The organism is Bowmanella yangjiangensis, from assembly GCF_018531185.1.
GTDB classification, from domain to species: Bacteria; Pseudomonadota; Gammaproteobacteria; order Enterobacterales; family Alteromonadaceae; genus Bowmanella; species Bowmanella yangjiangensis.
Genome location: NZ_JAHDJU010000002.1, coordinates 288868 through 314738 on the forward strand (window position 1 = coordinate 288868; position 25871 = coordinate 314738).

Consider the following 25871-nt stretch of genomic DNA (forward strand, 5'->3'; position numbering starts at 1 on the left):
TGGGTCCGCTGCTTGCGGTTATTGGTTTGATATGCATGTAAAAACTTATGCTAACATTGCTTTTTTGTAGCCTCACGAGTTTTTATCTGCCCATGGCTTCTGGAAACCTGTTTATCCTCGCGGCGCCTTCTGGTGCCGGTAAGTCCAGCTTAATTAAGGCCCTGCTTGAACGTCATCAGGACCGTTCTATGCAAGTGTCTGTGTCTCATACCACTCGTCAGCCGAGACCGGGTGAGCAGAACGGTGTGCATTATCATTTCGTTGATAAGAGCGAGTTCGAACAATTAATTAAGCAAGACGCGTTTTTTGAGTGGGCCGAGGTATTTGGTAACTATTACGGTACATCTAAACAAGCCATTGCTGACACCCTTGAGCGCGGTATTGATGTGTTTCTGGATATCGACTGGCAGGGCGCTCGTCAAGTTAAGGCCTTGATGCCACAAACCATTACGGTATTTATCGCGCCGCCATCTCGTGCCGAGTTGTTGCGTCGTTTGCAATCACGGGGTCAGGATAGCGAGGCAGTGATTGCTGATCGTATGGACAAAGCCCGGGCGGAAATTTCCCACTACAACGAGTTTGACTATGTGGTGGTCAACGAAGATTTTGATCGCGCGCTGAATGAGATTGAAGCTTTGGTTATCAGCCAGCGCTTGCAACAAAGCAAGCAAGCCGTTCGTCATGCGGAATTGTTTAGCGAGTTATTGAAAGAAGACTGAGTAATAAGGCCTATTGTTTAAGCTTTGACCTTTTCATTGGTCGCGAATATCGGTAAACTACGCGACCTTTTTCGAATCATGCCTGACGGAGTGTTTAATGGCCCGTGTAACCGTAGAAGATGCAGTAGAACAGATTGGCAATCGTTTTGACCTAGTGCTGGTCGCCGCCCGTCGTGCGCGCCAACTGGCCACCGAAGGCAGAGACGCCAAAGTTGAATGGGAAAATGACAAGCCTACCGTTGTCGCCCTGCGCGAAATCGAAAAAGGCCTGGTCACTGCTGACAGCATGGACGCCGATGAAATCCGCGTTCAGGAAGAACAAGAGCGCGCTGAATTCGCCTCTGTTGCCAATATCCTGGCTGGCCAGCAATAAGGTCATTCCTTTCTGGTGGAACGTTAATCGCCTGGGCCTATTGTCCCGATTGACGTTCCGTCATTGGCTTCACGCCAAAATCTCCGTATTCTATCCACAAACCCTGCAGCTGATTTGAAACAACGTGTATCTGTTTGAAGGACTGAAGCTAAAAGTCTCCGAGTATCTGCCTGCTGAGCAGGTGTCAGATATACAGCGCGCCTATGTGGTCGCGCGGGATGCCCACGACGGGCAAATGCGTTCAAGTGGCGACCCTTATATCACTCACCCTGTTGCCGTTGCTGGCATCCTGGCAGATATGCGCCTGGATCATGAAACCCTGATGTCGGCCTTATTGCACGACACCATCGAAGATACGCCAATTTCCAAAGCCGACCTGATTGATCATTTTGGCGAATCTGTTGCCGATTTGGTGGAAGGGGTAAGTAAGCTGGACAAGATCCAGTTTCGCAGCAAAAAAGAAGCTCAGGCCGAGAATTTCCGTAAAATGATCATGGCCATGACTCAGGATATCCGGGTTATTCTGATCAAGCTGGCGGATCGCACTCACAATATGCGCACCCTGGGCTCACTGCGCCCGGATAAGCGCCGCCGTATTGCCCTGGAAACCCTCGAAATTTACGCGCCAATTGCCCACCGTCTGGGTATTCACGACATTAAAAACGAATTGGAAGACCTTGGTTTTCAGGCCATGTATCCAATGCGTTACCGTGCCTTGAAGTCGGCGGTTAAACAAGCGCGTGGCAACCGTAAAGAGATTATTGAAAACACCCAGGGCGAGATTGAATCGCGTCTGCAGGAAAGTGGCCTGTATGCCGAAGTAAAAGGCCGGGAAAAACACCTTTATTCCATATACCGCAAGATGAAGAACAAAGAGCTGTTGTTCAATGAGGTGATGGATATTTATGCCTTTAGACTGATAGTGGAAAGCATCGACAGTTGCTACCGGGCACTGGGCTCAATGCACGGTTTGTATAAGCCTATCGAAGGGCGTTTTAAAGATTACATCGCCATTCCCCGTACCAATGGTTATCAGTCACTGCATACCTCGCTGGTCGGCCCTCATGGTATTCCGGTAGAGATTCAGATCCGTACCCTGGAAATGGATCATATGGCCGACAAAGGGGTAGCCGCCCACTGGTTGTATAAAGAGCCGGGGGATACCCGTGGCACCACCGCGCAGGTCCGGGCCAGAAAATGGATGCAGTCGCTGCTGGAATTGCAACACAGTGCCAGCTCGTCGGTGGAGTTTATTGAGAACGTTAAAACCGACCTGTTCCCTGAAGAGATTTATGTGTTTACCCCGGATGGCCGGATTATCGAATTACCCATGGGCGCCACAGCAGTGGATTTTGCCTATGCAGTGCATTCCGATATCGGCAATTCCTGTGTGGGTGTGCGGGTCGACAGGCGTAATTACTCGTTAAACCGACCACTGGAAAACGGTCAGTCGGTAGAAATTATTACCTCGCCGCGGGCCAAACCTAATGCCAGTTGGCTGAACTTTGTGGTGAGCGCCAAGGCCCGTTCCTATATTCGCCAATACCTTAAAAAGCAGCGTTCGGAAGAAGCCATCAGCATGGGCGGTCGATTGCTGCGTCATGCTCTGGGTAGTGTAAAGCTGGACGATATTCCTGAAGCGGATATCGACAGAGTGGTAAAAGAAACCAAACACGATAACTTCTATTCATTGCTGGCAGATATCGGCCTGGGTAACGAATTGTCGGCTATTGTGGCCCGTCGCTTACTGGGCGATAACGACCCGGATGCCTCTGATCGTAGCCGTAAAGTGGCGATTAAAGGCACCGAAGGTTTGCTGGTTAGCTATGGTCGCTGTTGCCATCCAATCCCAGGGGACGATATTATCGCCATCCTTAGCCCAGGCAGGGGCATGGTAATTCACCAGAGCGGGTGTCGTAATATCCGCAAACTGGCGAAGGAAGAACCCCACAGGGTGTTGCCAATGAACTGGGAAGCAGATGCCCAGGGTGAATTTAAGGCATCGGTTCGGGTTGAGCTGGTAAACCGTCAGGGTACCCTGGCCAAGCTGACCAATGCCATTGCAGCGGCTGATGCCGATGTCATCAGCCTGCAGACAGAAGAAAAAGAAAGTAACATTTACTATATTGATTTGGAGCTTACGACAAGCAACCGCATCCATCTGGCAAATATCATGCGAAAGATTCGCACCATGCCGGAAGTGCAAAAAGTCTCTCGTCATAGCCAATCAAAACAAAATTCCTAAGGAAGTTTTTATGTCTAAGTCCGTTATTCACACAGACCGGGCCCCCAAAGCTATTGGTACTTACAGCCAGGCCGTTAAGTCTGGAACCACCGTTTACCTGTCAGGCCAGATCCCGCTGGTACCTGAAACCATGGAAATGGTCTCTGAAGACTTTGAAGCCCAGGCGCGTCAGGTGTTTGAAAACGTCAAAGCCGTGTGTGAAGCCGCTGGTGGTAGCACTAACGATCTGACCAAGGTCAATATTTTCCTGACTGACCTGTCAAACTTTGCCAAAGTTAACGAGATCATGAGCCAGTACTTCAAGCAGCCCTATCCGGCTCGTGCGGCCATTGGCGTGAAAGAGCTGCCAAAAGGTTCACAGATCGAAATCGACGGCGTGATGGAACTGCCGGAGTAAGGCAGGCCAGTGACTCCGAATCGTTATCGGCGCATCCGCCATATGCTGGGGTTGCGCCAACCTGACCTGGCCGTGTGCCTGGAAAAGGTTCACAAGCCGCATAATCTGGCGGCCATGATGAGAAACTGCGACGCCACCGGTGTTCACCACCTGCACGCTATCTGGGCAACCAAGCATCAGATCCGGCGTGGCACCGCGGTGGGTAGCCAAAACTGGTTGAAGTTGCACTCCCACAAAACCACGGCTGATGCCCTGGCGCATTTTAAAGCGCAGGGGATGCAGGTGTTGGTCACCCACCTGTCTGACAAAGCGGTGGATTTTCGTGAGGTGGATTACACCAAGCCAACCGCCATACTCTTTGGTCAGGAACGCACCGGTGCCAGCGACGAAGCCATCGCTGCGGCAGATCAGGAAATCATTATTCCTATGCTGGGTATGGTGCAGTCCCTGAATGTCTCAGTGGCGGGTTCGCTTATCCTCTACGAAGCCCAGCGTCAGCGCCAGCAGGCCGGTATGTTTGCACAGCCGCGGCTGGACGAAACGGAATGCCAGCGCATTTTGTTTGAAGGGGGTTACCCCAAGCTTGCTTATATGTGCCGTTTAAAAGGCCTGGACTACCCGCATATCGACGATGAAGGCCAGATTCAAGCCGATGCCGAGTGGTGGCTGGTGATGCAGCAGGATGGCCGGGTGGAGCTGGAAGAACAAATCAGCATACGTACTGGCTGGCAACGTAAGATGGCCGAGTCCGGTCAGGCTGATTAAAGCTGATATCTAACGCGGCTTTTGAAAGAAAGCCGTCATATCCAAGGTCAATAGAGGGTCTTAATAAAAAACGGAGCCCTCCAATATGTTGATTCGACGTCTGGCCCTAATCTTGGTGCTGATCGCCAGCCCCTTGTATGCCCTTGATCGCAGCCAGGTGGCTGACAGCCCCGAAAATGTGACCCCACTTTTAAATGGTCAGCAGATCCCGGATATCACTCTTAAAACGGCCCAGGGTGAAGCGGTAAACCTGCGTGAGCTGGTGGCCAGCAAGCCCACAGTTATCCTGTTTTATCGTGGCGGCTGGTGCCCATACTGCAATGCGCAGCTAGCCGGTTTTCAGCCGGTGGAAAAACAGTTTACTGCGCTGGGCTATCAGATCCTGGCGGTGTCACCTGACTCACCCGAACGCCTAAACGAGCAAAAGTTTGATACTGACTATCAGGTCAAGCTATTGTCTGACCCTACTCTTGAGGCTATTCGCGCCTTTGGTCTGGCGTTTTATCTGCCGGATGACGTAGCGGCAAAGTACCGCGAATGGAAAGGCAATACCTTCCCCACCCTGCCTGGCAGTGACCGTATTGTGTTACCGGTACCGGCGGCTTACGTGCTGGATAAAGACGGAATGATTCAATTTCAGTACGTGAACCCTAACTACAAGGTACGAGTCGACCCGCAGTTGATGTATTATGCGGCCAAACTGGCGATAAAATCATGATGGATGCAGTCACTGGCATATCGGAAAGTTACCGAACTTAAAGGGGTAGGAAGCAAGGTCGCGGAAAAGCTGCAGAAGCTTGGCTTAGTGACAGTGCAGGATTTGCTGTTTCATCTGCCACTGCGCTACGAAGATCGCACCCGTATCTATCCTATTGCGAACTTGATGCCGCTGATCCACGCCACCATAGAGGCCGAGATTCAGTCCAGCGACATCCAGTTTGGTAAAAAACGAATGCTGACCGTCAGGGTCAAGGATGCCACCGGCAGCCTGACCCTGAGGTTTTTTCATTTTAACGCTGCCCAGCGTGAAGCCCTCAAACCGGGTCTGAGTATTCGTTGTTTTGGCGAGGTCAGACGCGGCAAATACGGTCTGGAAATGATGCATCCGGAATACCGGGTGCAGCGCGAAGACAGCCTTGACCAGCCGGTTGAAGACGCTTACACACCGATCTATCCCACCACCGAAGGGCTCAAGCAGCTAAGTTTGCGCAGTCTCACCGACCAGGCCCTGGCCTTATTACAAAAAGGTGGCCTGGCTGAGCTGCTGCCGGATGGTATGTACAACAACCAAATCAGCCTGGAAAAGGCCCTGATGTTGGTACACCGTCCCGGTCCTGATGTCAGTTTGGCGTTATTGGAAAATGGCGAACACCCGGCCCAGCAGCGGCTGATTCTGGAAGAGCTGCTGGCTCACCACCTTAGCGTACTTAAGGTCAGACAGAACAGCGATGCCCAACTGGCGTTGTCGCTCAAACCAGATTTTGCCCTGCTGGAACGCTTTCTTGGCAGCTTGCCTTTTTCACCCACCAACGCCCAGCGCCGGGTGGTGGAAGAAATTCAGCAAGACTTACTCAAGCCTTGCCCCATGATGCGCTTGGTGCAAGGGGATGTTGGCTCGGGTAAAACCCTGGTGGCGGCATTGGCGGCGTTAACCGCCATAGGCAACGGCTATCAGGTAGCGCTGATGGCGCCTACCGAACTTTTGGCCGAGCAGCATGCCAATAACTTCCGCCAGTGGCTTGAGCCGTTGGGGATTGAAGTGGGCTGGCTGGCTGGCAAATTGAAAGGTAAAGCCCGTGAAGCGCTGCTGGAACGTTTGCAAAGTGGCGAGATAAAAATGCTGGTGGGCACCCATGCGATTTTCCAGCAAAGCGTGAATTTCCATCATCTGGCGTTAGTGATTATCGACGAGCAGCACAGATTCGGCGTACACCAGCGCCTGGCGTTGCGAGAAAAAGGCCAGCAACAGGGTATGGCACCGCATCAGCTGATTATGACCGCCACCCCCATTCCCCGGACTTTGGCCATGACCGCCTACGCCGATTTGGACACCTCGGTTATCGACGAATTACCACCTGGGCGCACACCAGTGAAAACCGTAGTGATCCCGGACAGCCGCCGTGACGAAGTGGTGTACCGGGTACGTCAGGCCTGTCAAACCGAAGGCCGTCAGGTGTATTGGGTCTGTACCCTGATTGAAGAATCTGAAGTCTTGCAATGTCAGGCCGCCGAAGATACCGCCCAGGCCTTAGCCATGGCCTTGCCTGAACTGCGCGTGGCGCTGGTGCATGGCCGCCTGAAAGCCGCCGAAAAACAAGGGGTAATGCAGGCTTTTAAGGATGGTGAGCTGGATCTGCTGGTGGCCACCACAGTGATAGAAGTGGGGGTGGATGTGCCCAATGCCAGCCTGATGATTATCGAAAACCCCGAGCGCCTGGGGCTGGCACAATTGCACCAGCTGCGCGGCCGGGTGGGACGCGGCTCGGTGGAAAGCCATTGTGTGCTGATGTACCAATCGCCGCTGTCAAAAACTGCCAGTAAGCGCCTGGCGGTGCTGCGTGAAAGCAACGATGGGTTTTATATTGCCCAGCGCGACCTGGAAATACGTGGGCCGGGTGAGCTGCTTGGCACCAAGCAAACTGGCCTGGCCGACCTGAAAATTGCCGATCTGGTGCGCGACGCGCATTTGATCCCCCAAGTTCAACAGCTGGCCAATCAACTTTGGCAGCATTATCCGGCCAAGGCCCAGGCGATTATTAATCGCTGGTTGGCACACCGGGAAGACTACGGACACGCCTGATGACGGTTATTTCCATTCTTGCCGCACAACCGGAATATGTTGCCCAGGCCAAATTGCTGGCCCAGCGCTGGCAGCTTGATTTTGCTGAGCAGGTCGACAGTGGGCTGGTGCTGTGGCTGGATGGTCAGGGTTTGCACCTAAAAACCCTGGACGATTTAAAAATGGGTACGGTGCAGGTGGATTTTGCCAGTGATGCCATGGCCTGGCGACGCCAGCACGGTGGCGGTAAAAATGAAGCAGTGGCCAAAGCGGTAGGAATGAAACCTGGATTTAAACCGCAAGTGCTGGATGCCACCGCCGGCCTGGGGCGTGATGCTTTTATTCTGGCCAGCCTGGGGTGTCAGGTAACTATGCTGGAGCGGGTCAATGCCGTTGCTGCGCTACTGGAAGATGGTCTGCAGCGCGCCGCCAATGACCCTGAGCTTAGCCAGTGGCTACCGCAGCGGTTAAAGTTATTACCGGCCTCGGCGCTGGATACCTTAAGCGCCTGGGAAGGTGAGGTGCCGGATGTGGTGTATCTGGATCCTATGTTCCCGCACCGGAAAAAAGCTGCCCTGGTAAAAAAGGAAATGCGTTTATTCCAGTTACTGCTCGGGCCGGATCTTGACGCCGATGCCCTGTTGACCCCGGCCCTGTGTTTGGCCAAAAAGCGCGTGGTGGTGAAGCGCCCTTCCGGCGCGCCTTATCTGAACAATCAAAAACCTTCTTTGGAGATGCAGGGTAAGGCCAACCGCTTCGATATTTATCTGCGCTAATCTGTGGTGACGGCTGCCTTAGCTGACAGGCTGTCGCATCACAGCAGCGCGTCTTCTAATAAAACCGCTACCCAATAATACGCCGCTAATCACCAGTAACATGCCCAATAGTTGGGCGGCATTGGGATAATGGCCCATGGCCAAGCCTATCAACAGGGTAAACACCGGCACAAAGTTAAAACACAGAGACAAACGCCCGGGGGCGATGCCCTGTAATGCTTTCATCCAGCAGGCATAAGCCACAAAGGTGCCGAACACCCCCATGTAAATCAGCAACAGGTGACTCTTTAGGCTAATAGTCGGTAGTTGCTGTAGCGGCTGCTCAATCAGCACTGCGAACAAGCAAAGCAGCACTGTACCTACCACTATGGTCCAACGGGTTAACTGCAGGGGGGGGACCTGGGGGGCGTGTTTTTTACTCAGCACAGTAAAACTGCACATACATAGACAGGCCAGCACCATATACAAATCACCGGGGGCAATACGTAGGTTTTGCCATTCATTACCTGTTATCACCAGGCTTACCCCAGCTAGTCCTATGGCGATGCCCAAGGCACTAAGTAAAGTGATGCGGGTGTTAAGCAGCCAGGCTGAGAGGATATTGGTCACCAGTGGGCTGGCGGCCATAATCAGGGCACCGTTGAGTGCCGAGGTTTGTTGTAAGCCAAGAAAAAATGCATAGTTAAACCCAAACACGCCGATGACACCCAGCGCCACAAGCCAGCCAATCTGGTGCTGATTGAGCGCGGACTCGCGCTTGTTTTGCACTAATCTCAGTGCCAGTAGGATTATCGCGGCAATCAGAAAGCGCTCGGCTGCCGCGGTCAGCGCCGTTACTTCCCCCGCAAGGGCTTCAGCGGCATTGAAATTACCGCCCCAGAAAAAAATACAGGTCATGGCCATCAGCCATAACCAGGGCTCTCGAACTTGCATGGACGCTTGGGGTTTGAGGAAGAGAATGGCAGCTTACCTATTTCGTACTTTGCAAGATATGTCTATTTGCTTGATACGCCATAAAGTGGCGTGCCCGTTGAGTTGATGTAATGCGCGTCTTCTAGACAGACCTACCGCTCTTATATCGAATTCTTATAGCGGGTATAAATCTTATTAGGTGATCTTGTGGAAGACTTGATAAATACTGATTCACTCTCTTATCAGTCAGGAACTGCAATGATTCAACAAGGTCAATCTCTGCCTCAGGTCAGCCTGAGTTTACGCGCAAATGGCGAAACCAAACACTTGAGTAACGACGAGTTGTTTAAAGGGAAAAAAGTGGTGCTTTTTGCGGTGCCGGGTGCCTTCACTCCAACCTGTTCGAATTCACATTTACCCGGTTATGTGGCGCTGGCTGACAAGCTACAGGCCAAAGGTGTCGACAGCATTATCTGCGTATCAGTGAACGACGCTTTTGTTATGGAAGCCTGGGGTAAAAGCCAGAACGCTGAGGAACTGCTGATGTTAGGTGACGGCGACGCCAGTTTTACTAAAGCCCTGGGTCTGGACAAAGACACCGGCGCTTTTGGTGGAGTGCGCTCGCAGCGTTATTCCATGTTGGTGGTCGATGGCGTGGTGGAAAAGCTTAATCTGGAAGTGGCCGGCATGTTCGAAGTGAGCGATGCCCAAACTATGCTGGAGCAACTCTAAAAAAGAGGCGCCAAGGCGCCTCCTTTTTACCTTAGTTGGCGTTTAGTCTGTCAACCAGCGCCAAGCCTGTGGCGCTTTTTAAATGGCCGTTAGCTTCGGCCCACTGTTCAACGGTACTGCCGTCCTTCTCGGTTTTTTGCAGATCACTGCGCGACATGGATTTCACCATATATTCGCCGGCATCATCGGCACTATTGAGCATGGCATAGCGAATCAGGCTTAGCCCTTCACAGCTGATACCTTCATACACATCACCCAGCTTCAGATTGTAATCATCCCTGACTTTTTTCATTTTCTTGCGAAGCTCTGACTTGTCATTGTTTTTCACAATAGTGCAGATGTTTTGCAAGTCGGCATTGATGTCCGCCAGGCTGGGAACACTAAACGCTGCCGCTAAAATTGCCGTAACCAAAGTGCGTTTGTACATGGAGTGGCTCCAATAATGTTAGGGGGCAAGAATTAGCGTAGCGAGGCTTGTAAAATCCGCCAGTTGTCTGGCATTTTTTTGCTGCGCATCAATGGGCCAAATTCGCTATACTCGCGCGGTTTTGACGCTTACGCCTGCGGGTTGGAGAATTGCTTTGTTAAAGCTGGATGTGATTGTCATCGGTGCCGGTGCGGCCGGATTATTCTGTGCGGCGCAGGCCGGTCAACGTGGCCGTTCGGTTATGGTGCTGGATCATGCCAAACGCATCGGCGGCAAAATCCTGATGTCCGGCGGTGGGCGCTGCAATTTCACCAATATGTATGCCTCAGCGGAAAACTATCTGTCGGCGAATCCGCATTTTTGTAAGTCAGCCTTAAGCCAATATACCCAGTGGGACTTTATCGCCCTGGTGGCCGAGTATGGCATTGCTTACCATGAGAAAACCCTGGGCCAGTTATTCTGTGATGACTCCGCCAAAGACATCCTTAATCTGCTGATGCGCGAATGTGACAAGGCCAACGTGCAGGTGCGTCACCCGGTTGAGGTAGTGCAGATAGACAAAACCGAACAAGGCTTTGTGCTACAGACCAGTCAGGGTGAGTTCGCTTGTCAGTCGCTGGTGATTGCCACCGGCGGTTTGTCCATGCCGAAGCTGGGCGCCAGCCCCTTTGGCTACAAGGTGGCAGAGCAATTCGGTTTGACGGTGTTACCCACTCGGGCAGGTTTGGTGCCTTTCACCTTGCATGACCAGGATAAGCAAGTGCTGGCTGAGTTAAGCGGTATCTCGCTGGATGCCACCGCCGCAGTGGAAAACACCAGTTTCAGGGAAAATATTCTGTTTACCCACCGCGGTCTGTCAGGCCCGGCGGTGTTACAGATTTCGTCTTTCTGGCACCCCGGTCAGGCGGTGCAATTTAATTTATCACCGCAGCAAAATCTGCATGAGTGGCTGCAAGCAGAACAAACCGCCCATCCAGATGCACAGCTCAGTACGGCGCTGGCCAAGCTCTATCCCAAACGTTTCGTGCAGGTGGCGATTGAGTATTTTCAGCTCAGCAATAAGCCACTTAAGCAATATCAGGGTAAACAGCTTGAGCAGGTAGCGGCCGCCTTTGAAGAATGGGCATTGAAGCCCAACGGCACCGAAGGCTACCGCACCGCCGAAGTGACCTTAGGGGGCGTGGATACCAACGAGCTGTCGTCCAAAACCATGGAAGCCAGAAAGGTGCCGGGTTTGTACTTTATCGGCGAAGTCATGGACGTCACCGGTTGGTTGGGGGGCTACAACTTCCAATGGGCCTGGAGCAGCGGCTGGGTGGCTGGCCAGGTGGTGTAGGCAGGTTACTCATCAGGCTTTGCGATATTGCTTGGGTGTCATGCCCACGTATTTGCTGAAGGTTTTATTAAATGCTCTTTCCGAGTCGTAACCCACGCTGGTGGCTATGTCGTCAATCATCAGTGGTGTGGTTTTAATCAGCTCTTTGGCTTTTTGAACCCGTAGCATCGACAGGTAGTTGAAAACTGTTTCGCCGACCAGCTGGTTAAAGCGTTTCGAAAACGAAGCCCGTGACATTCCTACCATGTTGGCCAGGCTTTCAATTGTCCAATGCTCCTGGGGTCCGTCGTGCATAAGCTGTAAGGCTTTTCTTATTCTTTTGTCTTTGAGGGCATTTACAAATGCTGCAGATTCCTGACGCGCAAAGTTGATGCGAATCAGTTCCACCAGTATGACCTCAGTAAGCTTGTTCACTATGATTTGTGCGCCTGGATGTTGCGCCATGTATTCTGCACTAATCTGATCAAAGGTACTTTTGAGCCAGGGATGTTCAACAAGCTCCTCTTCTCTGACGATAGTCACATCGGTCAAAGCGGACTTTAGCGGTGTAAGGGTGTCGTCATCAAAACTGCAGTCTCCGCATAACAGCAAGGTTGGCTGTTTACTGGCTATCGTGGCTTCAAATGGATGTTCGCTGGACAAATGATGATCAATCCCCGGTCCCAGGAATACCAGATCACCTGCCTGCAAATGTTCTACTCGTTCCCCCAGGGTTAACCAACAAGCGCCACGTCTAATCAAATGGAAAGCGGCGGTCTCCTTGTTGGCGAAGGTTTTTTTCCAGGGGGGCTCGATGTGACTGCAAAAATACACACTGCCTGTCACCCGTAATGAATTCAATATATCGCTTAAAATATCCACTGCACTTTTCCGTCTTATGGTTAGACGATTGATGTAATAAAACGCGACTATAACGCATTGATGGCTTTTTTTAACTATTCATAATTACCTCATCAATGACGAAGTGAGGAATCAATCATGCCACTAAAGATAGAAGTTTATAGCAAAGACTACTGCCCGTTTTGTAAGAAAACCAAACAAACCCTGGAATTCCTGGGCTTACCTTTCGAGGAGTTCGACATTACCCGGAATGCGGCCTTGACCAGCGAAATGCACACTCGCAGCCAGCGCAAAACTGTCCCGCAGATATTTATTAATGGCAAGCATATAGGTGGCAGTGACGATTTTCACCAGGCTCTACGCAATGGCTTGCTGAAAGATTTGGCTAATGGCGTTGTGCAATAGCCCCCTTGTTTACACTTGTTTATTTCGTTCAAAAGCCAGGCCAGAAGGCCTTAGTTAAAAGGAATCAATGATGCATACCACTACTCTAAAAGATGTTTCAAATCAGTCGCAATCCCAAGCTATTGGTGTTCAAGCCGACAACAAACTGGCGCACAGCGTTATCAAGCTAGGGGACAATGCATTGCGCTATTCAGTCGCCCTTATATTGTTCTGGATAGGGGCAATGAAATTCAGTGGCTATGAAGCCGGGGCCATTGAGGGGTTGGTTGCGTCCAGTCCCTTCACAAGCTGGCTTTATAGCCTGTTTAGCCTGCAAGGCGCTTCAAATCTGATTGGCTCGGTTGAGATCGCTACAGCGTTAGCCATAGTGCTCGCACCCTTGCATCGGGTCATCGGCATAGTAGGAAGTGCTGCTGCCATCTTGACCTTTGCGGTGACGTCGAGCTTTTTAATCTCCGCACCGGTTTGGGAAGCCAGTCTGGGAGGCTTTCCGGCTCTGAATGTAGTGCCTGGTCAATTCTTGTTGAAAGACTTGGTATTACTTGCCGCGGCTATATCCCTGTTAGGCAAAGCGCTGCTGAACAAATCGGCATAGCGGATGGTCGCTAAGCCCCACAGACCTGTGTGGGGCTGTTTTCCTGTCAATCTCATCTAAATCCAGCCTCAACTCAGTGTTAACTCACCTCTTTCGCCAGTTTATCTGCCGCCAGGGCAATGGCTTTGCGAATTCTCACGTAAGTGCCACAGCGACAGATATTGGTCATGGCGGCTTCCACTTGCTGGTCGGTGGGTCTGGGGGTGGCTTTTAGCATGGCAGCGGCGGCCATGATTTGGCCAGTCTGACAGTAACCACACTGGGGTACGTCCAGCTCCATCCAGGCTTCTTGCACTGGGTGGAGTTTTTCCCGATCGGTAGCCAGGCCCTCTATGGTCAGGATATCCGCGCCTTGCAACTGGCCCAAAGTCACCGAGCAGGAACGCATGGCCTGCCCATTGTAATGCACAGTACAAGCACCACACTGGCCTATACCGCAGCCAAACTTCGTGCCCTTTAAACCTTGTTGTTCGCGTAAAAACCACAGCAAAGGCATGTCTTTGTCGGTGTCGGCAATCTCTACCTGCTGATGGTTTATGGTGAGCTTAATTGGCATGGCACTGTCCTTAAATGTGAATGGCGTCAGACAGCGGCAGGCGGCGAATACGCTTACCACTGGCGGCAAAAATGGCATTGGCGAGCGCGGCGGCGGCAGGGCCGATAGGGGGTTCGCCGACACCGGTGGGCGGGGCATCGCTGGCCACAATATGCACATTGATCTGAGGCGGTGCTTCGCTGAGGCGGATCATATGCAGTTGATGGAAGTTCTTGCTGGTGATTTCCCCGCCCTCTACTTTGGCACTGTTAAACAGCGCCGCCCCTAAGCCATCAATAAAACCGCCCTGCATTTGGTTTTCGATATGATTGGGATTGACCGCCAGACCACAGTCGATAGCGCCCCAGGCGTTATGGATACGCAGACGGTTGTCTTTATCTACTTCTACTTCCAGCACAAAGGCGGCATAACTGCCAAAGGTAAAATGCCCGGCGATGCCAAGCCCGATACCTTTGCGCCGCGGGCGCTGCCAGTCGGCCAGGCGGGCGGCTTGTTCATAGCAATTCGCCATACGCCCGGAGTCTATGACCTCACCGCCAAAGCCCTCATGGGGATAGGCTTTATGCGGTTGCATTAACTTCAACCTGAATGCCAGTGGATCTTGCCCTGCCTCGTGGGCCAGTTCATCCAGCATGGATTCGGCAGCAAAGGCCCATTGCATATGGGCGGGTGCACGCCAGGCGCCGGTGGCAATCTGCGACGGGTAATCGTAGTGTTCTGACAGGTAGTTGGGCACCAATTTAAACGGAAAACAGTTGTCGCGCGCCCCTCCACGGGTTTGTGCCTGGCAATGATGCCAGGCGGTAACCTGATGGTTTTTGTCCATACCGGCCCGCACTCGCATGACATAGGCAGAGGCAAAATAATCCTGCTCTATTTCATCCTCGCGCATCCAGGTCACTTTCACCGGCTGCTTAATTTGCTGAGACAAGTACACGGCCTCCAGCACAAAATCGCTTTCCCAGCGCCGCCCAAAGCCACCGCCCATGCGATGGCTGACGATATTGATGGCCAGCGGCGACAAGCCGGTCATGGCAGCCACGTCATTAGCCACTTTATCGGGAAATTGATGGCCAACCACTATGGTGGCTTTGTCACTGCTCACATCGGCAATGCAGTTAAATGGCTCCATACAGGCGTGGGCGAATAACGGGGTTTCATAGGTGGCATCCAAGCGCACAGCCGCTTGCTCAAAGGCCTTGGCTGCATCCCCTTCCTGCAACCTGACCCGGTGGCGGTAGCCTGATTTGGCTGCATACTCCGGGTCACTGACCAGTTTATGAAACTCGGCCAACTGCGCGGCCGAGTCCTGGTTTTTGCCTTCGGGCCCGGCCTGCCACTTTGCCTCTAATGCGCGCTTACCTTGCATGGCGGCCCACAGGCTATCGGCGATCACCGCCACGCCGGGCGGGATAAGCTGTTTGGTGGTGTCGTTACCGTACTTCTCTGTGCGCCTTGGCACCAACACCACCTGCCTGACACCCGCAATGCGTTTGGCGGCGTCGCTATTGTGGCTAACCAATTGGCCGTCAATAAAAGGACTACGGGCAACCACCGCATGCAACATGCCGGGGTACTCGGCATCCATGCCAAACAGCGGTGCGCCGGTGACCATTTTATGAATATCTACCGTGGTTTTAGGTTTGCCGATAATCTTGAAATCCGCGAAGGATTTGACCTTAACCTGTTCAGGCAGCACTTGTCTGCCAGCGGCCTTTTCTGCCAGTTCGCCATAGCTGAAACGCTGCTCGTTATCCGGGTGATATACGTGGCTATTGGCCGTGCGAATCCGCTCGGGTGAAACTTGCCAGCGTGCGGCCGCTTCTTCTACCAACATTTGCCTGACCGTAGCCCCGGCACTGCGCATATAGTCCCAGTTACGCCTCAGTGCATGGCTACCGCCGGTGTTCATATCTGAAAAGGCGTATTCGGCCTTGCCTTCAGCATTAAGTTTAAAATAGGCCGGGCAGGTATCGGCAAACTCGATCAGCGACCAGTCGAGATCCAGCTCCTCGGCAAGCAGCATGGGCCCGGCGGTTTTCATATGCTGCCCCATATCCATCACTGGCGAGGCCATCAGCACCGAATTATCCGGCCTTATGCTGATATACACGCACCACTGGCTGGCAGTTTCAGCCGCCGCGGCTTTGGGCATACCCGGCAAGGTCAGAGTGAGTAATAGCGCACCGCCATAAGCGGAGGTCTTCAGGAACTGGCGTCGACTAGGGTTATTGGTTGCTTCAATGCGGCGATAGGGCATAACGGCTTTCCTGTTATCAAAGTGTTAACAGGAATAGCAGCCGAATTGATGATTAAACAGGCCGTTAATCGCACGAGTAGGCTGTTGGTCTCAGCCGTGGTATTTGGTCGTATCAGGCCGTAATTCAGCGTTTGGAGGCTTATTGAGTGCGGCTTAAATAGTCAGTTATACCTTGTGCGGCTAAGTAACCCGTGGCAAAACAAGCTGTCAGCAGATAGCCGCCGGTGGGCGCTTCCCAGTCCAGCATTTCGCCGGCGCAGAATACCCCGGGCAGGTTTTTTAGCATCAGCTTTGCATCCACACTGTGTTGGCACACTCCGCCTGCGCTGGAAATCGCCTCATCTACCGGCTTAGTGGCATAAAACTGCACCGGCAGGGCTTTAATACAAGCCGCCAGTTGCGCGGGTTCTAGCTGCTGCGGGTGAGGCTGGCATTCATATAACAAGGCTGCCTTTACCCCGCTTAGGCCAGCGCAGCGCTTCAGGTATTTGGCAAAAGACTCTTTACTACGTTTTTTGGCAAGCTTTTGGCTAAGCTGGGGCAGGCTTTGGTCGGGCAGCAGGTCTATATGCAGTTGCGCCTGACCACACTCTTCCAACTGCTCACGCAGGTATTTGGCAAAGGCGTACACCAGGCTGCCTTCCATGCCGCTCTGACTTATCACGCACTCACCGTGTTTTTCTATGCGTTGACCATTAGCTTGTACCTTAAACCGCACATTTTTCAGCGGGCTGCCGGCATGCTGTTGTTTAAGATGCTCACTCCAATCACATAGCATGCCGCAATTGGCGGCGCGCAGCGGGGCCTGCTCAATCTGTTGCTCAGCCAGCATGGACTGCCATAAACCGTCGGATCCCAGCTTGGGCCAGCTTGCACCGCCCAGCGCCAGCAAGACTGCATCGGCCTGGGTGCGAATGGTTTCTCCATTGTGCTCAAATTCGAGGCGGGTACCTTGTATGGCCACCAAACGATGGCGCATATAAAACTCCACCCCGGCCGCCCGTAAACGTTTAAGCCAGTTACGTACTAAAGGCGCGGCTTTCATTTGTTCGGTAAATACCCGCCCGGAGCTGCCAACAAAAGTGCTGACACCCAGACCCTGGCACCAATTACGCAGGGCATCGGCATCAAACTGGCGCAACGCGCTGTCCAGCCAGGCAGCTTTGTCGTAGTAACGCTGAATAAACTCGCCATAAGGCTCGGAATGGGTGATGTTCATGCCGCTGGTACCGGCCAGCAGAAACTTGCGACAGGCGCTGGGCTTGGCGTCATAAACCCGAACTTGATAGCCCGCCAAGCTAAGCTGCTCGGCTGCCATCAGACCGGCTGGCCCGGCCCCGACAATAATCACCTGTTGTTTGCTTTGCACTGATAACGCCCGCTGATTCAGGCGGCTTGGGCCGCCTGTGCATTGATTCGCGCGGAATTATCGCATTGCTTGGGATGAATGTCCGCGCTGGCTTAAGGCAAAGTGCAGAAAAGCTTAAAACAGCCCGTTAATGGCGGGGTAATTGAGTGCCGGATATGCGGCATCCTGTAAATTTACCAGTTGCTGATATGCCTTCACAAACGGTACCGGGCCCATGCTAAAGCGCCGAATACCGGCCTGAGACAGTGCCTCGATGGGCTCAGAAGAGGCCACCATCAGGTTAAGGGGGATGGACAGGCTTGCTGCCAACTGCCGGGCTGTTTGTATGTCCTGCAAGCCGGGAATAAAACCGCCATCGGCCCCGGTTTGCTGATATAAGCGCAGTCGCTCTATGGCCATATCCAGGGCAGTTTGCCCTTCGGCCAATCCGCGCAGATACACATCGGTACGTGCATTGATATAAATGCTCTCGCCAACCTTATGGCGAATGGCTTGTATTTTCTCAGCCAGCAGCGCTGGCGCGTTGGTGCCGTCTTCCAGGTTGATACCGGCCACGCCCATGGCTTGCAAACGGGCAACTAAATCAGCTACCTGCGCGGGAGAATCGCTGTAGCCCTCTTCAATATCTATGGTTAGCGGAACCCGGCTAACTCTGAGAATACGCCCAACGGCGTTAAGCAGTTCGTCGGTGGGTAGCTGATTACCGTCCGCATAGCCTAGCGACCACGCCAGTGACGCACTGCCTGTGGCCAGCGCTTTGGCACCGGCCGCTTGCACCAGCACTGCGCTGCCCGCATCCCAGATATTCACCAATACCAGCGGTGTGTCTGCGTAATGAAGTTGCTTGAAGGTGGAAAATAGCTCGCCTTGCATGATTATCTCCTTTGTGAATCTTGCGGCTAAAGTAGCAGTATTTTGCTTCTCTGATATGACGAAAACGGAACTCAACACATAAAAGCCCCTTTACGGGGCAACGGCTTTAGCTGGTGTGCGCTGTGAACAGATAGTCAGTTGCGCTTGTATAAAAGCTTGCTCACTGGCCTGATACACCAGCTGGTACTTTTGCACCATGCTGTCAAAGCGCTGAATATATTCGCACTGATACGCCTGATTGGGCGGTAGCCATTGATCCGGTCCTTGTGCCCCTTTGGCACGGTTAAGGCTATTGCTGACCACCAACAGATTATCCATGTCGTTGGCAAACTGGCGTTTCATATCACGATGCCAGGCAGCGCCGCCATGGGCGTTGGCCCATTTCAGCGGCACGATATGATCCACATCGATATCGCCAGCCGACGACAGTACCTCGCCGGAAAAGGGATCTAACCAAGTACCCAGCAGTACCCGGCAGGTTTCGCCGTCATCAAAGTTCACTTCAATTTGTGAGGCGGCAATCAAGGCCTCGGCCCGGGTGTTCTGGCAATCACCATCGCTGTCTACCCAATGTGGCCAGTCATTGCGGTCATAATTCTGCCCGTCATCTTCATTTGCTTCTGTCTGGCTGACAATGGCCGAAGCAGGAAGCTCGCCCCCGGCATCAAGGCAGGCCTTAAGGTCGGCGTAGGCAGTGAAATTTTTGGTACGTTGGTAGAAACGACTTTCGGGTGTGTGGCATAGGCCGGAGCTGGATAACTTGACTGGTTGGTTTGCCCACACCAGGCCACAGACTAACCAGAGCCCCAGTAATAAACGACTGAACTGCTTCAATTTTTAGCGCACTTTTTAGATTTATTGTGCGCATACTACCCGAGCTTGCCGCCCCGACCAAGAGGCGGCTGCTCAAGGTATTGGTCAGGCCAAGTGAGCTTGTTTAGGCAGAATATTCACCAGTTTGCCGTTTTCAAGCTGCACAATCTGGTCTGCATGGCTAAACAACGAGTGATCGTGGCTGATCATCAAGACCAGCTTGCTCTGGGCGAGATCAATGAGGGTACTCATCATTTGCTTAGCATTTTGTGTATCAAGCGCAGAAGTGGGTTCATCCAATAACAACAGGTCAAATGGCCGCACTAAGGCTCTGGCAAGGGCAAATCGTTGCTTTTCGCCGCCAGACAGTTGGTGGTTTTGCTCAGTTATCAGCATATCCAAATTACCACCAATGCGTTCCAGCCAGGCAGCCAGGCCCACCTTATGCAACACCTGTATCACCTCGGCGTCATCAACCTGTGTTTTTCCCAAACATAAGTTGTCGCGTACCGTCGCCTGGAATAATGCCGGTTCCTGTTCAACCCAAGCCATACGGTGTCGCCAGCTACCCAGTTGTGTAAGGCTAAGCGGCTGGTTATTAACATAAATCTGGCCATGGGTGAGAGGATACAAACCCAGTAAGGTACGCAGCAGGCTGGTTTTTCCGCTGCCGCTTGAACCGCTAACCATTACCAACCCCCTTTGCATGTCCGGCAAGGTCAGATTCTGTAGTATCTGTTGCTCGCCCAACTGCAGCCCGGCCTCCTCAACATGCAGCGTACGAATACGAGCCGCCGCTGAACCTGGCTTCAGATTTTCTGTGGGTAAGTTGGCCAGGGCATGCAAACGTTCGGCTGCGCCATTTGCCTTCTGGTAGTTGGCAAAGAACATGCCCATGCCGATAAGCGGAAATGTCAGGCCGAACAAGTAGAGTAAGAAGGCGGTGAAAGTGCCCATGCTTAGCGTACCTTCGGCAATCCAATAGGCCGAGGTGGCTATCAGTGCAATCATGCTGGTCATTAGCATCATATTGCTGATGGGGCCGATCAACGCCAGCGCTCGCGCTTCCCGAAGAGCAAGCTTGTAATAACGATCCAGAGCGGCCTGAGCCTGTTCCTCGACCTGTGGGGTTGCGCCATAGACTTTGACCAGTTCATGATGGCGAAACCACTCAGTGCATTGGCGAGTCAGCTCGGCATGCTGTTGCAGTATTTGTTTGTTCAGCGACGACATAGACAAAGCGATAGGAGTAATTAACAGAGCCCCAATCAACAGGCAGCCGAGTAACACCAGGGTCAGCCGCCATTCCATCCACAGCAGCAACGCGATGACGGCAACGAAAGATAAAACGCCACCTATCAGAGCCGCCAGATCACTGCTGAAGATATCTTTTAGTTCATCAGTGTCGGTCATCACCTGGGCAGCCAGTTCGCTACTATGCTGGTCATGTAACTTAATAGTTTGTACGTTGACCAGATGGCCAATCAGGCGAAAGCGCAGCCTTTGTACTGTACTCAGCCCCATCTTGCTGGCATGCACTGCGGCAAAATATTCTGCGATGGCCGCGACAATGACCGCTGCCGCCAAAATGGCCATGACCATTTGGTCAATGCTGCCGATGCTTAAACGGTCAATTAGCTCGCGGGCAATCAAAGGAATGCCTAGTTCAAACAATGTGGCTAACAGTGTAAGTACCATAAGGCCTGAAATAGCTCGCTTACTTGGCAAGTAAGGGCGTGAAAAGCCCAGTACAGATTTTGATATTGAATCAGGCATAGTTAATCTCTTTTTGACTTTATGGTCAAAAGACTAATTGACCAATTGGTCAATGTCAAATGACTTGATGGTCAATGGCATTGTGTTAGATTGTCATTCGGAGGACAGACTATGACTGATAAGCGCACCCTGATTCTGCAAGTGGCAGACAAACTCTTTGTCGAACAGGGAATTAAAGGCACAACTATTGCCCAGATTGCTGACACGGCCGGCATTGCAAAAGGCTCGGTGTATTCCTATTTCAAAAACAAAGCTGAGATTGTGCGGGCCTTGTTTATTCAGTCCTTCGAGCGTAGCCAGCAAGAGGCAGAGCAGCTGCTGAATAACAGTGAAATCAACGGCTTAGCGCTGCTGGAAGCCTTTATTGTTAAACAGCTTTGTCAGGTGGAAGAAGAGCGCGCGTTTCAGCAGGCCTGGATGACTGATGACTCAATGGTCATGGAAAACGGCTTACTGCAAGTAGTTCAGGATTGCCGCACCGAGATTTACCAGGTTCAGTTGGCAATACTGGCGCGGGCGCTTGGGCAAGAATGTACTCCCTGGCGCTATGACTTGCTGACGATGATCAACGGTCAGATCCAGGAATTTGCCATGCTGATTTTGCTGGATAACATGGCGTACTCGCACCTCAATTGTGCGGCATTTATTGCTCGCTCGGCACGTTGGACGCTTATTGGGCTGCTGGAAGAGAATCGGCCGCCGGTGTTGGATGAAAGTAGTTTTGTGCTGGAAACGGTACCGGGCGGCAAGGACATGCAGCTAAAAAGATTGCTCACCCAAATGCGCAGTAAATGTGTGAGTCTGGACGGCGAGGAACAATCCTTGGTCAGTCAAACGCTGGATTTAATTGAACAACAAATTGCCGCTGAATCACCCAATACCACTTTGTTGCGCGCCCTTATCGCTAACCTTAGGCCTTATCTGGAGCTTGCTGACGAGCGGGCCAAGCTGGCTGAACTGTTGGATGTGGCGCTGATTTAAAGGGAAGATTTGTGGGCTGCTGAAAACAGCCCACTTACAGACATTGATTTGCTATTACTGGCAAAGTTGCTCGGCTTCGCGGGCCTGGCGTTTAAGTTCGTCCACCAAACTGGGAGACAGGCGCAGTTGGCGCACCAGTTCTTCTAAATAGCTGCGTTCCATAAAGCTTTCTTCGTCTATCACCAGCACGCTGGCCAGGTACATTTCCGCGGCCAGTTCTTCTGAGCTGGCCAGCGCCGCTATTTGAGCAGGATCCAGCGGCGCTTTGATTTGCGCATCCACCCACTGAATAAAGGCCTGATCACGGGTGAACTTGGCCACTTCCTGGTCGATAAGTTCGCGTTCACGATCATCAATATGACCATCGGCTTTTGCCGCGGCAATCACCGCCGCCAGAATCGCCCGGCCATGTTGCTCGGCTTGCGGGGGCGGCAAACGGTCAATGGTTTGCGGTTCATGTTGTGCAACCCCTTGCTGGTTCTTCTGCCAGTTGCCATAGGCTTTATAGGCCACCACGCCAAGGGCGGCTAACCCGCCGTAGGTCAGCACTTTGCCACCTAATTTGCGGCCTTTTTTACTGCCCAGCAACAACCCCAATACACCGCCACCCAGCGCTGCACCGCCTTTACCCGACAGCATTTGGGATAACCCCGATAACGCAGAACCACCCGTGGTTGACGCCTGTTGTCCGCCAGCGCTTTGGGAGCTGCCTGACTTCAATAATTGATCCAGCAATTTCAACGTATTCATCGCCTCTCCTTGTAAATACCTGATTGGCCTGACTTCGAGGGTATCGTTATTTACCTTAGGGTAAAAGCCAAGCCGCAGGGCAAAATTGTTAGGGGATAAGACAAGTGCAATGGCTATTTAGTTGCGGATCCTTGCACCGAATGCTGGGCCACTGGGTGTGGGTTTGATTTATCAGGTAGCTCAACAAATACTACATTCTGATTCAATCAAATCTTCTGACGTAAATACATTCAAAAATGCGGCTGAAACATTACGTCTTATCTATAAAGTAAAATATCCAAAAGACCTTGTCCTGGTTAAATTCGTTAAGAGCGGCAATGAGATAGTTAAACAAATTAATAGTGTCCCTCTAGGGTTGCTAATAAGTCTCGACATTATATCCCATGGTAATCAAAGTGGGATTCATATTGCTAGGAAACTGATTACTCGAGAAAAGTCAGGGATACTGCAACGTAATGCACATGTACAAATTAGAAGATATACCAATGCTCCTCAAACTGACTTAGATGCTACAGATATGGATTAGTTAATGTATAAAAGGATGGTGGATTGATATTTGAAAAGACTGAAAGAGCTAAATTTGTGTTTAATAATTCATCAACACCAAAGTTAAATTAATGCATTAAAAGGATCATTAATGAAAAAGTTCTTTCTGATTACGATCAGTATCATATTGGCAGTTTTTTTTTGGCTGTTTCAACCGTTCAGCAGTTTCAGCGAAGAGAGATTAAGTAGTCAGCCGGAAAGGGTTACAGTCGTCTATGTTACTGTTACCGGCGACCCTCAGTGTACAAAATTGTATAAGCTGGATTCGTGGCAAGACAATAAGCCAATTGCGAGCAAAGAGCCTGTTCTGTTGGCATTACCTGAGCGCCTGCCTTCCCCTGAAGACGGCGACTACGCCTATGCTGACAATGTGTTTGAACTAACAGGTTTTCGATATCAGTTTCAGGAGTCAAATAGACTGACGGGCAGTGTTGCAGTAAGGCCATCAAACAGGTTCGACTTGGTTGCATGGACAATAGTCACGCCTTACAAGCGTTGGAAGACTGTTACCACAGATCCCAATGACCCCTTCGAAACCAGCAACCAACCTCTAGATTTTAGTGTTGAGGAAGGCGGTTTTGAGCCTGAGGACTTTACTAAAGTGAACTCTATTGATTGCCTAAACTAACGTTTCTTTGCTGTTGCGTTTTCCTTCGAGTAAAAGATTCGTAAGCGCAATACTCATACCGCTATTTCTCTTACGGCAGATAAGGGCTACTTAGTTGGGGGTCCTTGCACCGAACGTTGGGCGACTTGATAGCAAATGGCATTGATTTGCTCTTGGCTTAATTGGGTATTACCCGATCGCGGTAAGGCGCTAGCTAACTGTTTATGGTTGAGAATAGGGAAAGGCGGACGGGATTGCAGATTGATAAACCAACCAGGGAAAACCAGCACAGGTACGGCGGTGATTTTCATTCCGCTGGCTTTTGATAGCCATTGCGTTACCCACTTAGCTTGGCGAAGTGCCTGATCTATCGGGTCTGTTTCTGTCCAAGACGGGAATACTAACTTACCGTCTTTAAACGCCATTTTATGGCTTTCCTTGCTGTCTTCGGTGCGTTTATGTCTGCCTTTGGTTTCTAAAGCAAATACGCCGTTAGGGCCAATAGCCAAGTGATCGATATTAAACTTATCCGCCTGAATATCATGAAATATTTGATAGCCCTGCGCTTGAAGAAGCATCAGCTCTCCTGCGGTGGCCAGCTCTGCAGCATGCCCAAGGCGTAGCTTGGTCAGTTGATTAAAATTCCGAACAGTTTTGAATGCGACGAAGAGCAAGCCGCTCAATGCTGTAATACATAACAAGTAAGGAAAGTTACCTGCTTTGATATGTGTTTGAATCGAAACGAAAGCAAAAGGGCTAAGCACCATATACAAGCCGAGCACCAGATAGCCGAGTATCGCAAACTGCTTGTCTCGCAGTTCCTCTTGCAAGCCATAACCAGGGAGTCGTAGGAGCTGTTCTTTGTCTATTGGAAGTCGCAGGTTTTTCTCACGTTGTCTAATCAAGATATACATGGGAACTAGAGTGGCACTCATTGCCGCAATCACGACGCTAACACTAATTAAGACTGATACTACCTCTGACATGGTATCCATTCCTATGTTGTTCCCGCTATTCATGCTACGCCGCAATACTCTTTATGCAAATACCATCCTAAATAGGTTGGTGCCTTAACCGGAAAACTACTTCATCTAACTGTATTTAAAAGAAAATCTGATTCGAGTATGCTCGACTAGTGTTATTGATTTTTTGGTAGAACCAAGGAGCGCTATGGCAAGGCCGGATAGTTGGAGTGAGCAGGAGGTTTTCGCTACTGTTGCTGATTATATGCGTATGCTTACCTTGGAGCTTACCGGACAGAGTTACAATAAAGCCGAGCATCGCAGAAAGTTGCTGACCAAGCTGAATAATCGCAGCGAAGCGGCTGTAGAGCTGAAGCATCAGAATATCAGTGCGGTATTGCGAGAACTTGGCTGTGTTTGGATATGCGGCTATAAGCCACGCAGCAACTATCAGCAGGCGCTGGCCCAATGTATTGAAACTTGGATTAACCAGCATCCCGAATTTGATCAAATCGGCCTCGCCGCCGTGACTCAACCAGCCGTACTGCCAGATGTGCAGGATTTTTCCCGGCTGCTAGTTGCGCCACCCAACTCGCGAAAGTCAGAAATTAACGAAGCGGCCAAATCGTATTCTTCCGCAACAAACCAAGCTATAAAGCGTGACTATCTGGCGCTGGAAGCCAGGAATGCAGCACTTGGCTTGGCCGGTGAACAATTGATTTTGGAATATGAAGATTACCGGCTAAGACAAGCTGGCAAGAAAGTCTTGGCCAACAAGATAGAACATGTTTCCAGTACCCAAGGCGATGGCTTGGGCTACGATATTTTGTCATTTGAAGAAAGTGGCAAAGAACGTTTTATCGAAGTCAAAACCACCGCCTTCGCCAAAGAAACGCCCTTCTTTGCTTCTCGCAACGAGGTAAATTTCGCTGAAGCCAGGGCAGAGCAGTTCTACCTATACCGCCTTTTTGAGTTTAAGAAATCCCCCAAGTTATTTGCTTTGCAGGGGGATTTGAAGATGCACTGCCGTCTTGATCCGGTTAGTTTTATTTGCCGGTTTTAGTACGTAATTAAACC

Annotated in this window: 27 protein-coding genes; 16 read left to right on the top strand and 11 right to left on the bottom strand. The window is 51.5% G+C overall.

Going from position 1 to position 25871, the window contains the following annotated elements; genetic code table 11:
- The first annotated feature begins 47 nt into the window (after positions 1-47).
- From gmk to KJY73_RS10825, 8 genes are all read left to right on the top strand, one after another.
- Positions 48-719, top strand: a complete 672-nt coding sequence (gene gmk, locus KJY73_RS10790) for a guanylate kinase (protein ID WP_408611372.1) — start codon at positions 48-50, stop codon at positions 717-719.
- 97 nt (positions 720-816) lie between these two features.
- Entirely contained in the window at positions 817-1092 is a 276-nt protein-coding gene (rpoZ, locus tag KJY73_RS10795) for a DNA-directed RNA polymerase subunit omega (RefSeq protein WP_206594678.1), read from the top strand.
- Positions 1093-1216: 124 nt separating this feature from the next.
- The gene (spoT, locus tag KJY73_RS10800) at positions 1217-3337 is read left to right on the top strand and encodes a bifunctional GTP diphosphokinase/guanosine-3',5'-bis pyrophosphate 3'-pyrophosphohydrolase (RefSeq protein ID WP_214343764.1); all 2121 of its coding nucleotides are present in this window, start codon (positions 1217-1219) and stop codon (positions 3335-3337) included.
- Between the two features lie 10 nt (positions 3338-3347).
- Entirely contained in the window at positions 3348-3734 is a 387-nt protein-coding gene (locus tag KJY73_RS10805) for a RidA family protein (protein ID WP_206594676.1), read from the top strand.
- A 9-nt stretch (positions 3735-3743) separates the two neighbouring features.
- Positions 3744-4499, top strand: coding sequence for a tRNA (guanosine(18)-2'-O)-methyltransferase TrmH (gene trmH / locus KJY73_RS10810; protein WP_214343765.1), 756 nt, complete (start codon positions 3744-3746; stop codon positions 4497-4499).
- An 85-nt stretch (positions 4500-4584) separates the two neighbouring features.
- Entirely contained in the window at positions 4585-5217 is a 633-nt protein-coding gene (locus KJY73_RS10815; RefSeq protein WP_214343766.1) for a peroxiredoxin-like family protein, read from the top strand.
- 3 nt (positions 5218-5220) lie between these two features.
- Positions 5221-7299, top strand: coding sequence for an ATP-dependent DNA helicase RecG (gene recG, locus KJY73_RS10820; RefSeq protein WP_214343768.1), 2079 nt, complete (start codon positions 5221-5223; stop codon positions 7297-7299).
- Entirely contained in the window at positions 7299-8054 is a 756-nt protein-coding gene (locus KJY73_RS10825) for a class I SAM-dependent methyltransferase (RefSeq protein ID WP_214343770.1), read from the top strand. The genes recG and KJY73_RS10825 overlap by 1 nt, the downstream gene beginning before the upstream one ends.
- Positions 8055-8072: 18 nt before the next feature.
- On the opposite strand, the gene KJY73_RS10830 is transcribed toward KJY73_RS10825, so the two are convergent.
- On the bottom strand, positions 8073-8987 hold the full coding sequence (locus KJY73_RS10830) for a DMT family transporter (RefSeq protein ID WP_214343772.1): 915 nt from the start codon (positions 8985-8987) through the stop codon (positions 8073-8075).
- A 237-nt stretch (positions 8988-9224) separates the two neighbouring features.
- Between KJY73_RS10830 and KJY73_RS10835 the strand changes: the two genes are divergently transcribed.
- Positions 9225-9698: a peroxiredoxin gene (locus KJY73_RS10835; protein ID WP_214343774.1), complete on the top strand. Its 474-nt coding sequence runs from the start codon at positions 9225-9227 to the stop codon at positions 9696-9698.
- 31 nt (positions 9699-9729) lie between these two features.
- Here KJY73_RS10835 and KJY73_RS10840 read toward each other — a convergent pair whose 3' ends face one another.
- A complete protein-coding gene (locus KJY73_RS10840) occupies positions 9730-10125 on the bottom strand; it encodes a DUF3718 domain-containing protein (protein ID WP_206594670.1) in 396 nt (131 codons plus the stop codon).
- A 154-nt stretch (positions 10126-10279) separates the two neighbouring features.
- On the opposite strand from KJY73_RS10840, the gene KJY73_RS10845 reads away from it, so the two are divergent.
- A complete protein-coding gene (locus tag KJY73_RS10845; RefSeq protein WP_214343776.1) occupies positions 10280-11461 on the top strand; it encodes a BaiN/RdsA family NAD(P)/FAD-dependent oxidoreductase in 1182 nt (393 codons plus the stop codon).
- Between the two features lie 12 nt (positions 11462-11473).
- Here the strand turns inward: KJY73_RS10845 and KJY73_RS22015 are convergent, their stop codons facing one another.
- On the bottom strand, positions 11474-12322 hold the full coding sequence (locus KJY73_RS22015; protein WP_214343778.1) for an AraC family transcriptional regulator: 849 nt from the start codon (positions 12320-12322) through the stop codon (positions 11474-11476).
- Between the two features lie 117 nt (positions 12323-12439).
- Here KJY73_RS22015 and KJY73_RS10855 point away from each other — a divergent pair, with 117 nt between their 5' ends.
- Entirely contained in the window at positions 12440-12706 is a 267-nt protein-coding gene (locus KJY73_RS10855) for a glutaredoxin domain-containing protein (RefSeq protein ID WP_214343780.1), read from the top strand.
- 70 nt (positions 12707-12776) lie between these two features.
- The gene (locus KJY73_RS10860) at positions 12777-13301 is read left to right on the top strand and encodes a YkgB family protein (RefSeq protein ID WP_214343782.1); all 525 of its coding nucleotides are present in this window, start codon (positions 12777-12779) and stop codon (positions 13299-13301) included.
- Between the two features lie 79 nt (positions 13302-13380).
- Here the strand turns inward: KJY73_RS10860 and KJY73_RS10865 are convergent, their stop codons facing one another.
- From KJY73_RS10865 to KJY73_RS10890, 6 genes are all read right to left on the bottom strand, one after another.
- Positions 13381-13857: a (2Fe-2S)-binding protein gene (locus KJY73_RS10865; protein ID WP_214343784.1), complete on the bottom strand. Its 477-nt coding sequence runs from the start codon at positions 13855-13857 to the stop codon at positions 13381-13383.
- A 10-nt stretch (positions 13858-13867) separates the two neighbouring features.
- Positions 13868-16117: a xanthine dehydrogenase family protein molybdopterin-binding subunit gene (locus KJY73_RS10870; RefSeq protein WP_214343786.1), complete on the bottom strand. Its 2250-nt coding sequence runs from the start codon at positions 16115-16117 to the stop codon at positions 13868-13870.
- Between the two features lie 139 nt (positions 16118-16256).
- Positions 16257-17486, bottom strand: coding sequence for a TIGR03862 family flavoprotein (locus KJY73_RS10875; protein ID WP_332874191.1), 1230 nt, complete (start codon positions 17484-17486; stop codon positions 16257-16259).
- Between the two features lie 114 nt (positions 17487-17600).
- On the bottom strand, positions 17601-18359 hold the full coding sequence (locus KJY73_RS10880; RefSeq protein WP_214343788.1) for an isocitrate lyase/PEP mutase family protein: 759 nt from the start codon (positions 18357-18359) through the stop codon (positions 17601-17603).
- A gap of 90 nt (positions 18360-18449) precedes the next feature.
- Positions 18450-19193 (bottom strand): HNH endonuclease family protein, encoded by a 744-nt coding sequence (locus tag KJY73_RS10885; protein ID WP_214343790.1) that lies wholly within the window; start codon positions 19191-19193, stop codon positions 18450-18452.
- An 84-nt stretch (positions 19194-19277) separates the two neighbouring features.
- Entirely contained in the window at positions 19278-20948 is a 1671-nt protein-coding gene (locus tag KJY73_RS10890; protein WP_214343792.1) for an ABC transporter ATP-binding protein, read from the bottom strand.
- A 111-nt stretch (positions 20949-21059) separates the two neighbouring features.
- Here KJY73_RS10890 and KJY73_RS10895 point away from each other — a divergent pair, with 111 nt between their 5' ends.
- Positions 21060-21929, top strand: a complete 870-nt coding sequence (locus KJY73_RS10895; protein WP_214343794.1) for a TetR/AcrR family transcriptional regulator — start codon at positions 21060-21062, stop codon at positions 21927-21929.
- Positions 21930-21983: 54 nt separating this feature from the next.
- On the opposite strand, the gene KJY73_RS10900 is transcribed toward KJY73_RS10895, so the two are convergent.
- Entirely contained in the window at positions 21984-22679 is a 696-nt protein-coding gene (locus tag KJY73_RS10900; RefSeq protein ID WP_214343797.1) for a tellurite resistance TerB family protein, read from the bottom strand.
- A 121-nt stretch (positions 22680-22800) separates the two neighbouring features.
- Here KJY73_RS10900 and KJY73_RS10905 point away from each other — a divergent pair, with 121 nt between their 5' ends.
- Entirely contained in the window at positions 22801-23205 is a 405-nt protein-coding gene (locus tag KJY73_RS10905) for a hypothetical protein (protein ID WP_214343799.1), read from the top strand.
- A gap of 111 nt (positions 23206-23316) precedes the next feature.
- Positions 23317-23853: a hypothetical protein gene (locus KJY73_RS10910; RefSeq protein WP_214343801.1), complete on the top strand. Its 537-nt coding sequence runs from the start codon at positions 23317-23319 to the stop codon at positions 23851-23853.
- Positions 23854-23939: 86 nt separating this feature from the next.
- On the opposite strand, the gene KJY73_RS10915 is transcribed toward KJY73_RS10910, so the two are convergent.
- Positions 23940-24818: a nuclease-related domain-containing protein gene (locus tag KJY73_RS10915; protein WP_214343803.1), complete on the bottom strand. Its 879-nt coding sequence runs from the start codon at positions 24816-24818 to the stop codon at positions 23940-23942.
- A gap of 184 nt (positions 24819-25002) precedes the next feature.
- On the opposite strand from KJY73_RS10915, the gene KJY73_RS10920 reads away from it, so the two are divergent.
- Positions 25003-25857, top strand: coding sequence for a DUF3883 domain-containing protein (locus tag KJY73_RS10920; protein ID WP_214343805.1), 855 nt, complete (start codon positions 25003-25005; stop codon positions 25855-25857).
- Positions 25858-25871 lie beyond the last annotated feature (14 nt).

What these genes read in the sequence shown, in the direction of transcription:
- gmk (WP_408611372.1), top strand. Translation starts at nt 48, where the DNA reads ATGCTAACATTGCTTTTTTGTAGCCTCACGAGTTTTTATCTGCCCATG.
- KJY73_RS10860 (WP_214343782.1), top strand. Translation starts at nt 12,777, where the DNA reads ATGCATACCACTACTCTAAAAGATGTTTCAAATCAGTCGCAATCCCAA.
- KJY73_RS10890 (WP_214343792.1), bottom strand. Translation starts at nt 20,948, where the DNA reads ATGCCTGATTCAATATCAAAATCTGTACTGGGCTTTTCACGCCCTTAC.
- KJY73_RS10825 (WP_214343770.1), top strand. Translation starts at nt 7,299, where the DNA reads ATGACGGTTATTTCCATTCTTGCCGCACAACCGGAATATGTTGCCCAG.
- KJY73_RS10920 (WP_214343805.1), top strand. Translation starts at nt 25,003, where the DNA reads ATGGCAAGGCCGGATAGTTGGAGTGAGCAGGAGGTTTTCGCTACTGTT.
- recG (WP_214343768.1), top strand. Translation starts at nt 5,221, where the DNA reads ATGCAGTCACTGGCATATCGGAAAGTTACCGAACTTAAAGGGGTAGGA.
- KJY73_RS10900 (WP_214343797.1), bottom strand. Translation starts at nt 22,679, where the DNA reads ATGAATACGTTGAAATTGCTGGATCAATTATTGAAGTCAGGCAGCTCC.
- KJY73_RS10910 (WP_214343801.1), top strand. Translation starts at nt 23,317, where the DNA reads ATGAAAAAGTTCTTTCTGATTACGATCAGTATCATATTGGCAGTTTTT.
- KJY73_RS10840 (WP_206594670.1), bottom strand. Translation starts at nt 10,125, where the DNA reads ATGTACAAACGCACTTTGGTTACGGCAATTTTAGCGGCAGCGTTTAGT.
- KJY73_RS10830 (WP_214343772.1), bottom strand. Translation starts at nt 8,987, where the DNA reads ATGCAAGTTCGAGAGCCCTGGTTATGGCTGATGGCCATGACCTGTATT.
- KJY73_RS10865 (WP_214343784.1), bottom strand. Translation starts at nt 13,857, where the DNA reads ATGCCAATTAAGCTCACCATAAACCATCAGCAGGTAGAGATTGCCGAC.
- rpoZ (WP_206594678.1), top strand. Translation starts at nt 817, where the DNA reads ATGGCCCGTGTAACCGTAGAAGATGCAGTAGAACAGATTGGCAATCGT.
- KJY73_RS10805 (WP_206594676.1), top strand. Translation starts at nt 3,348, where the DNA reads ATGTCTAAGTCCGTTATTCACACAGACCGGGCCCCCAAAGCTATTGGT.
- KJY73_RS10870 (WP_214343786.1), bottom strand. Translation starts at nt 16,117, where the DNA reads ATGCCCTATCGCCGCATTGAAGCAACCAATAACCCTAGTCGACGCCAG.
- KJY73_RS10915 (WP_214343803.1), bottom strand. Translation starts at nt 24,818, where the DNA reads ATGTCAGAGGTAGTATCAGTCTTAATTAGTGTTAGCGTCGTGATTGCG.
- KJY73_RS10895 (WP_214343794.1), top strand. Translation starts at nt 21,060, where the DNA reads ATGACTGATAAGCGCACCCTGATTCTGCAAGTGGCAGACAAACTCTTT.
- KJY73_RS10835 (WP_214343774.1), top strand. Translation starts at nt 9,225, where the DNA reads ATGATTCAACAAGGTCAATCTCTGCCTCAGGTCAGCCTGAGTTTACGC.
- KJY73_RS10815 (WP_214343766.1), top strand. Translation starts at nt 4,585, where the DNA reads ATGTTGATTCGACGTCTGGCCCTAATCTTGGTGCTGATCGCCAGCCCC.
- KJY73_RS10880 (WP_214343788.1), bottom strand. Translation starts at nt 18,359, where the DNA reads ATGCAAGGCGAGCTATTTTCCACCTTCAAGCAACTTCATTACGCAGAC.
- KJY73_RS10855 (WP_214343780.1), top strand. Translation starts at nt 12,440, where the DNA reads ATGCCACTAAAGATAGAAGTTTATAGCAAAGACTACTGCCCGTTTTGT.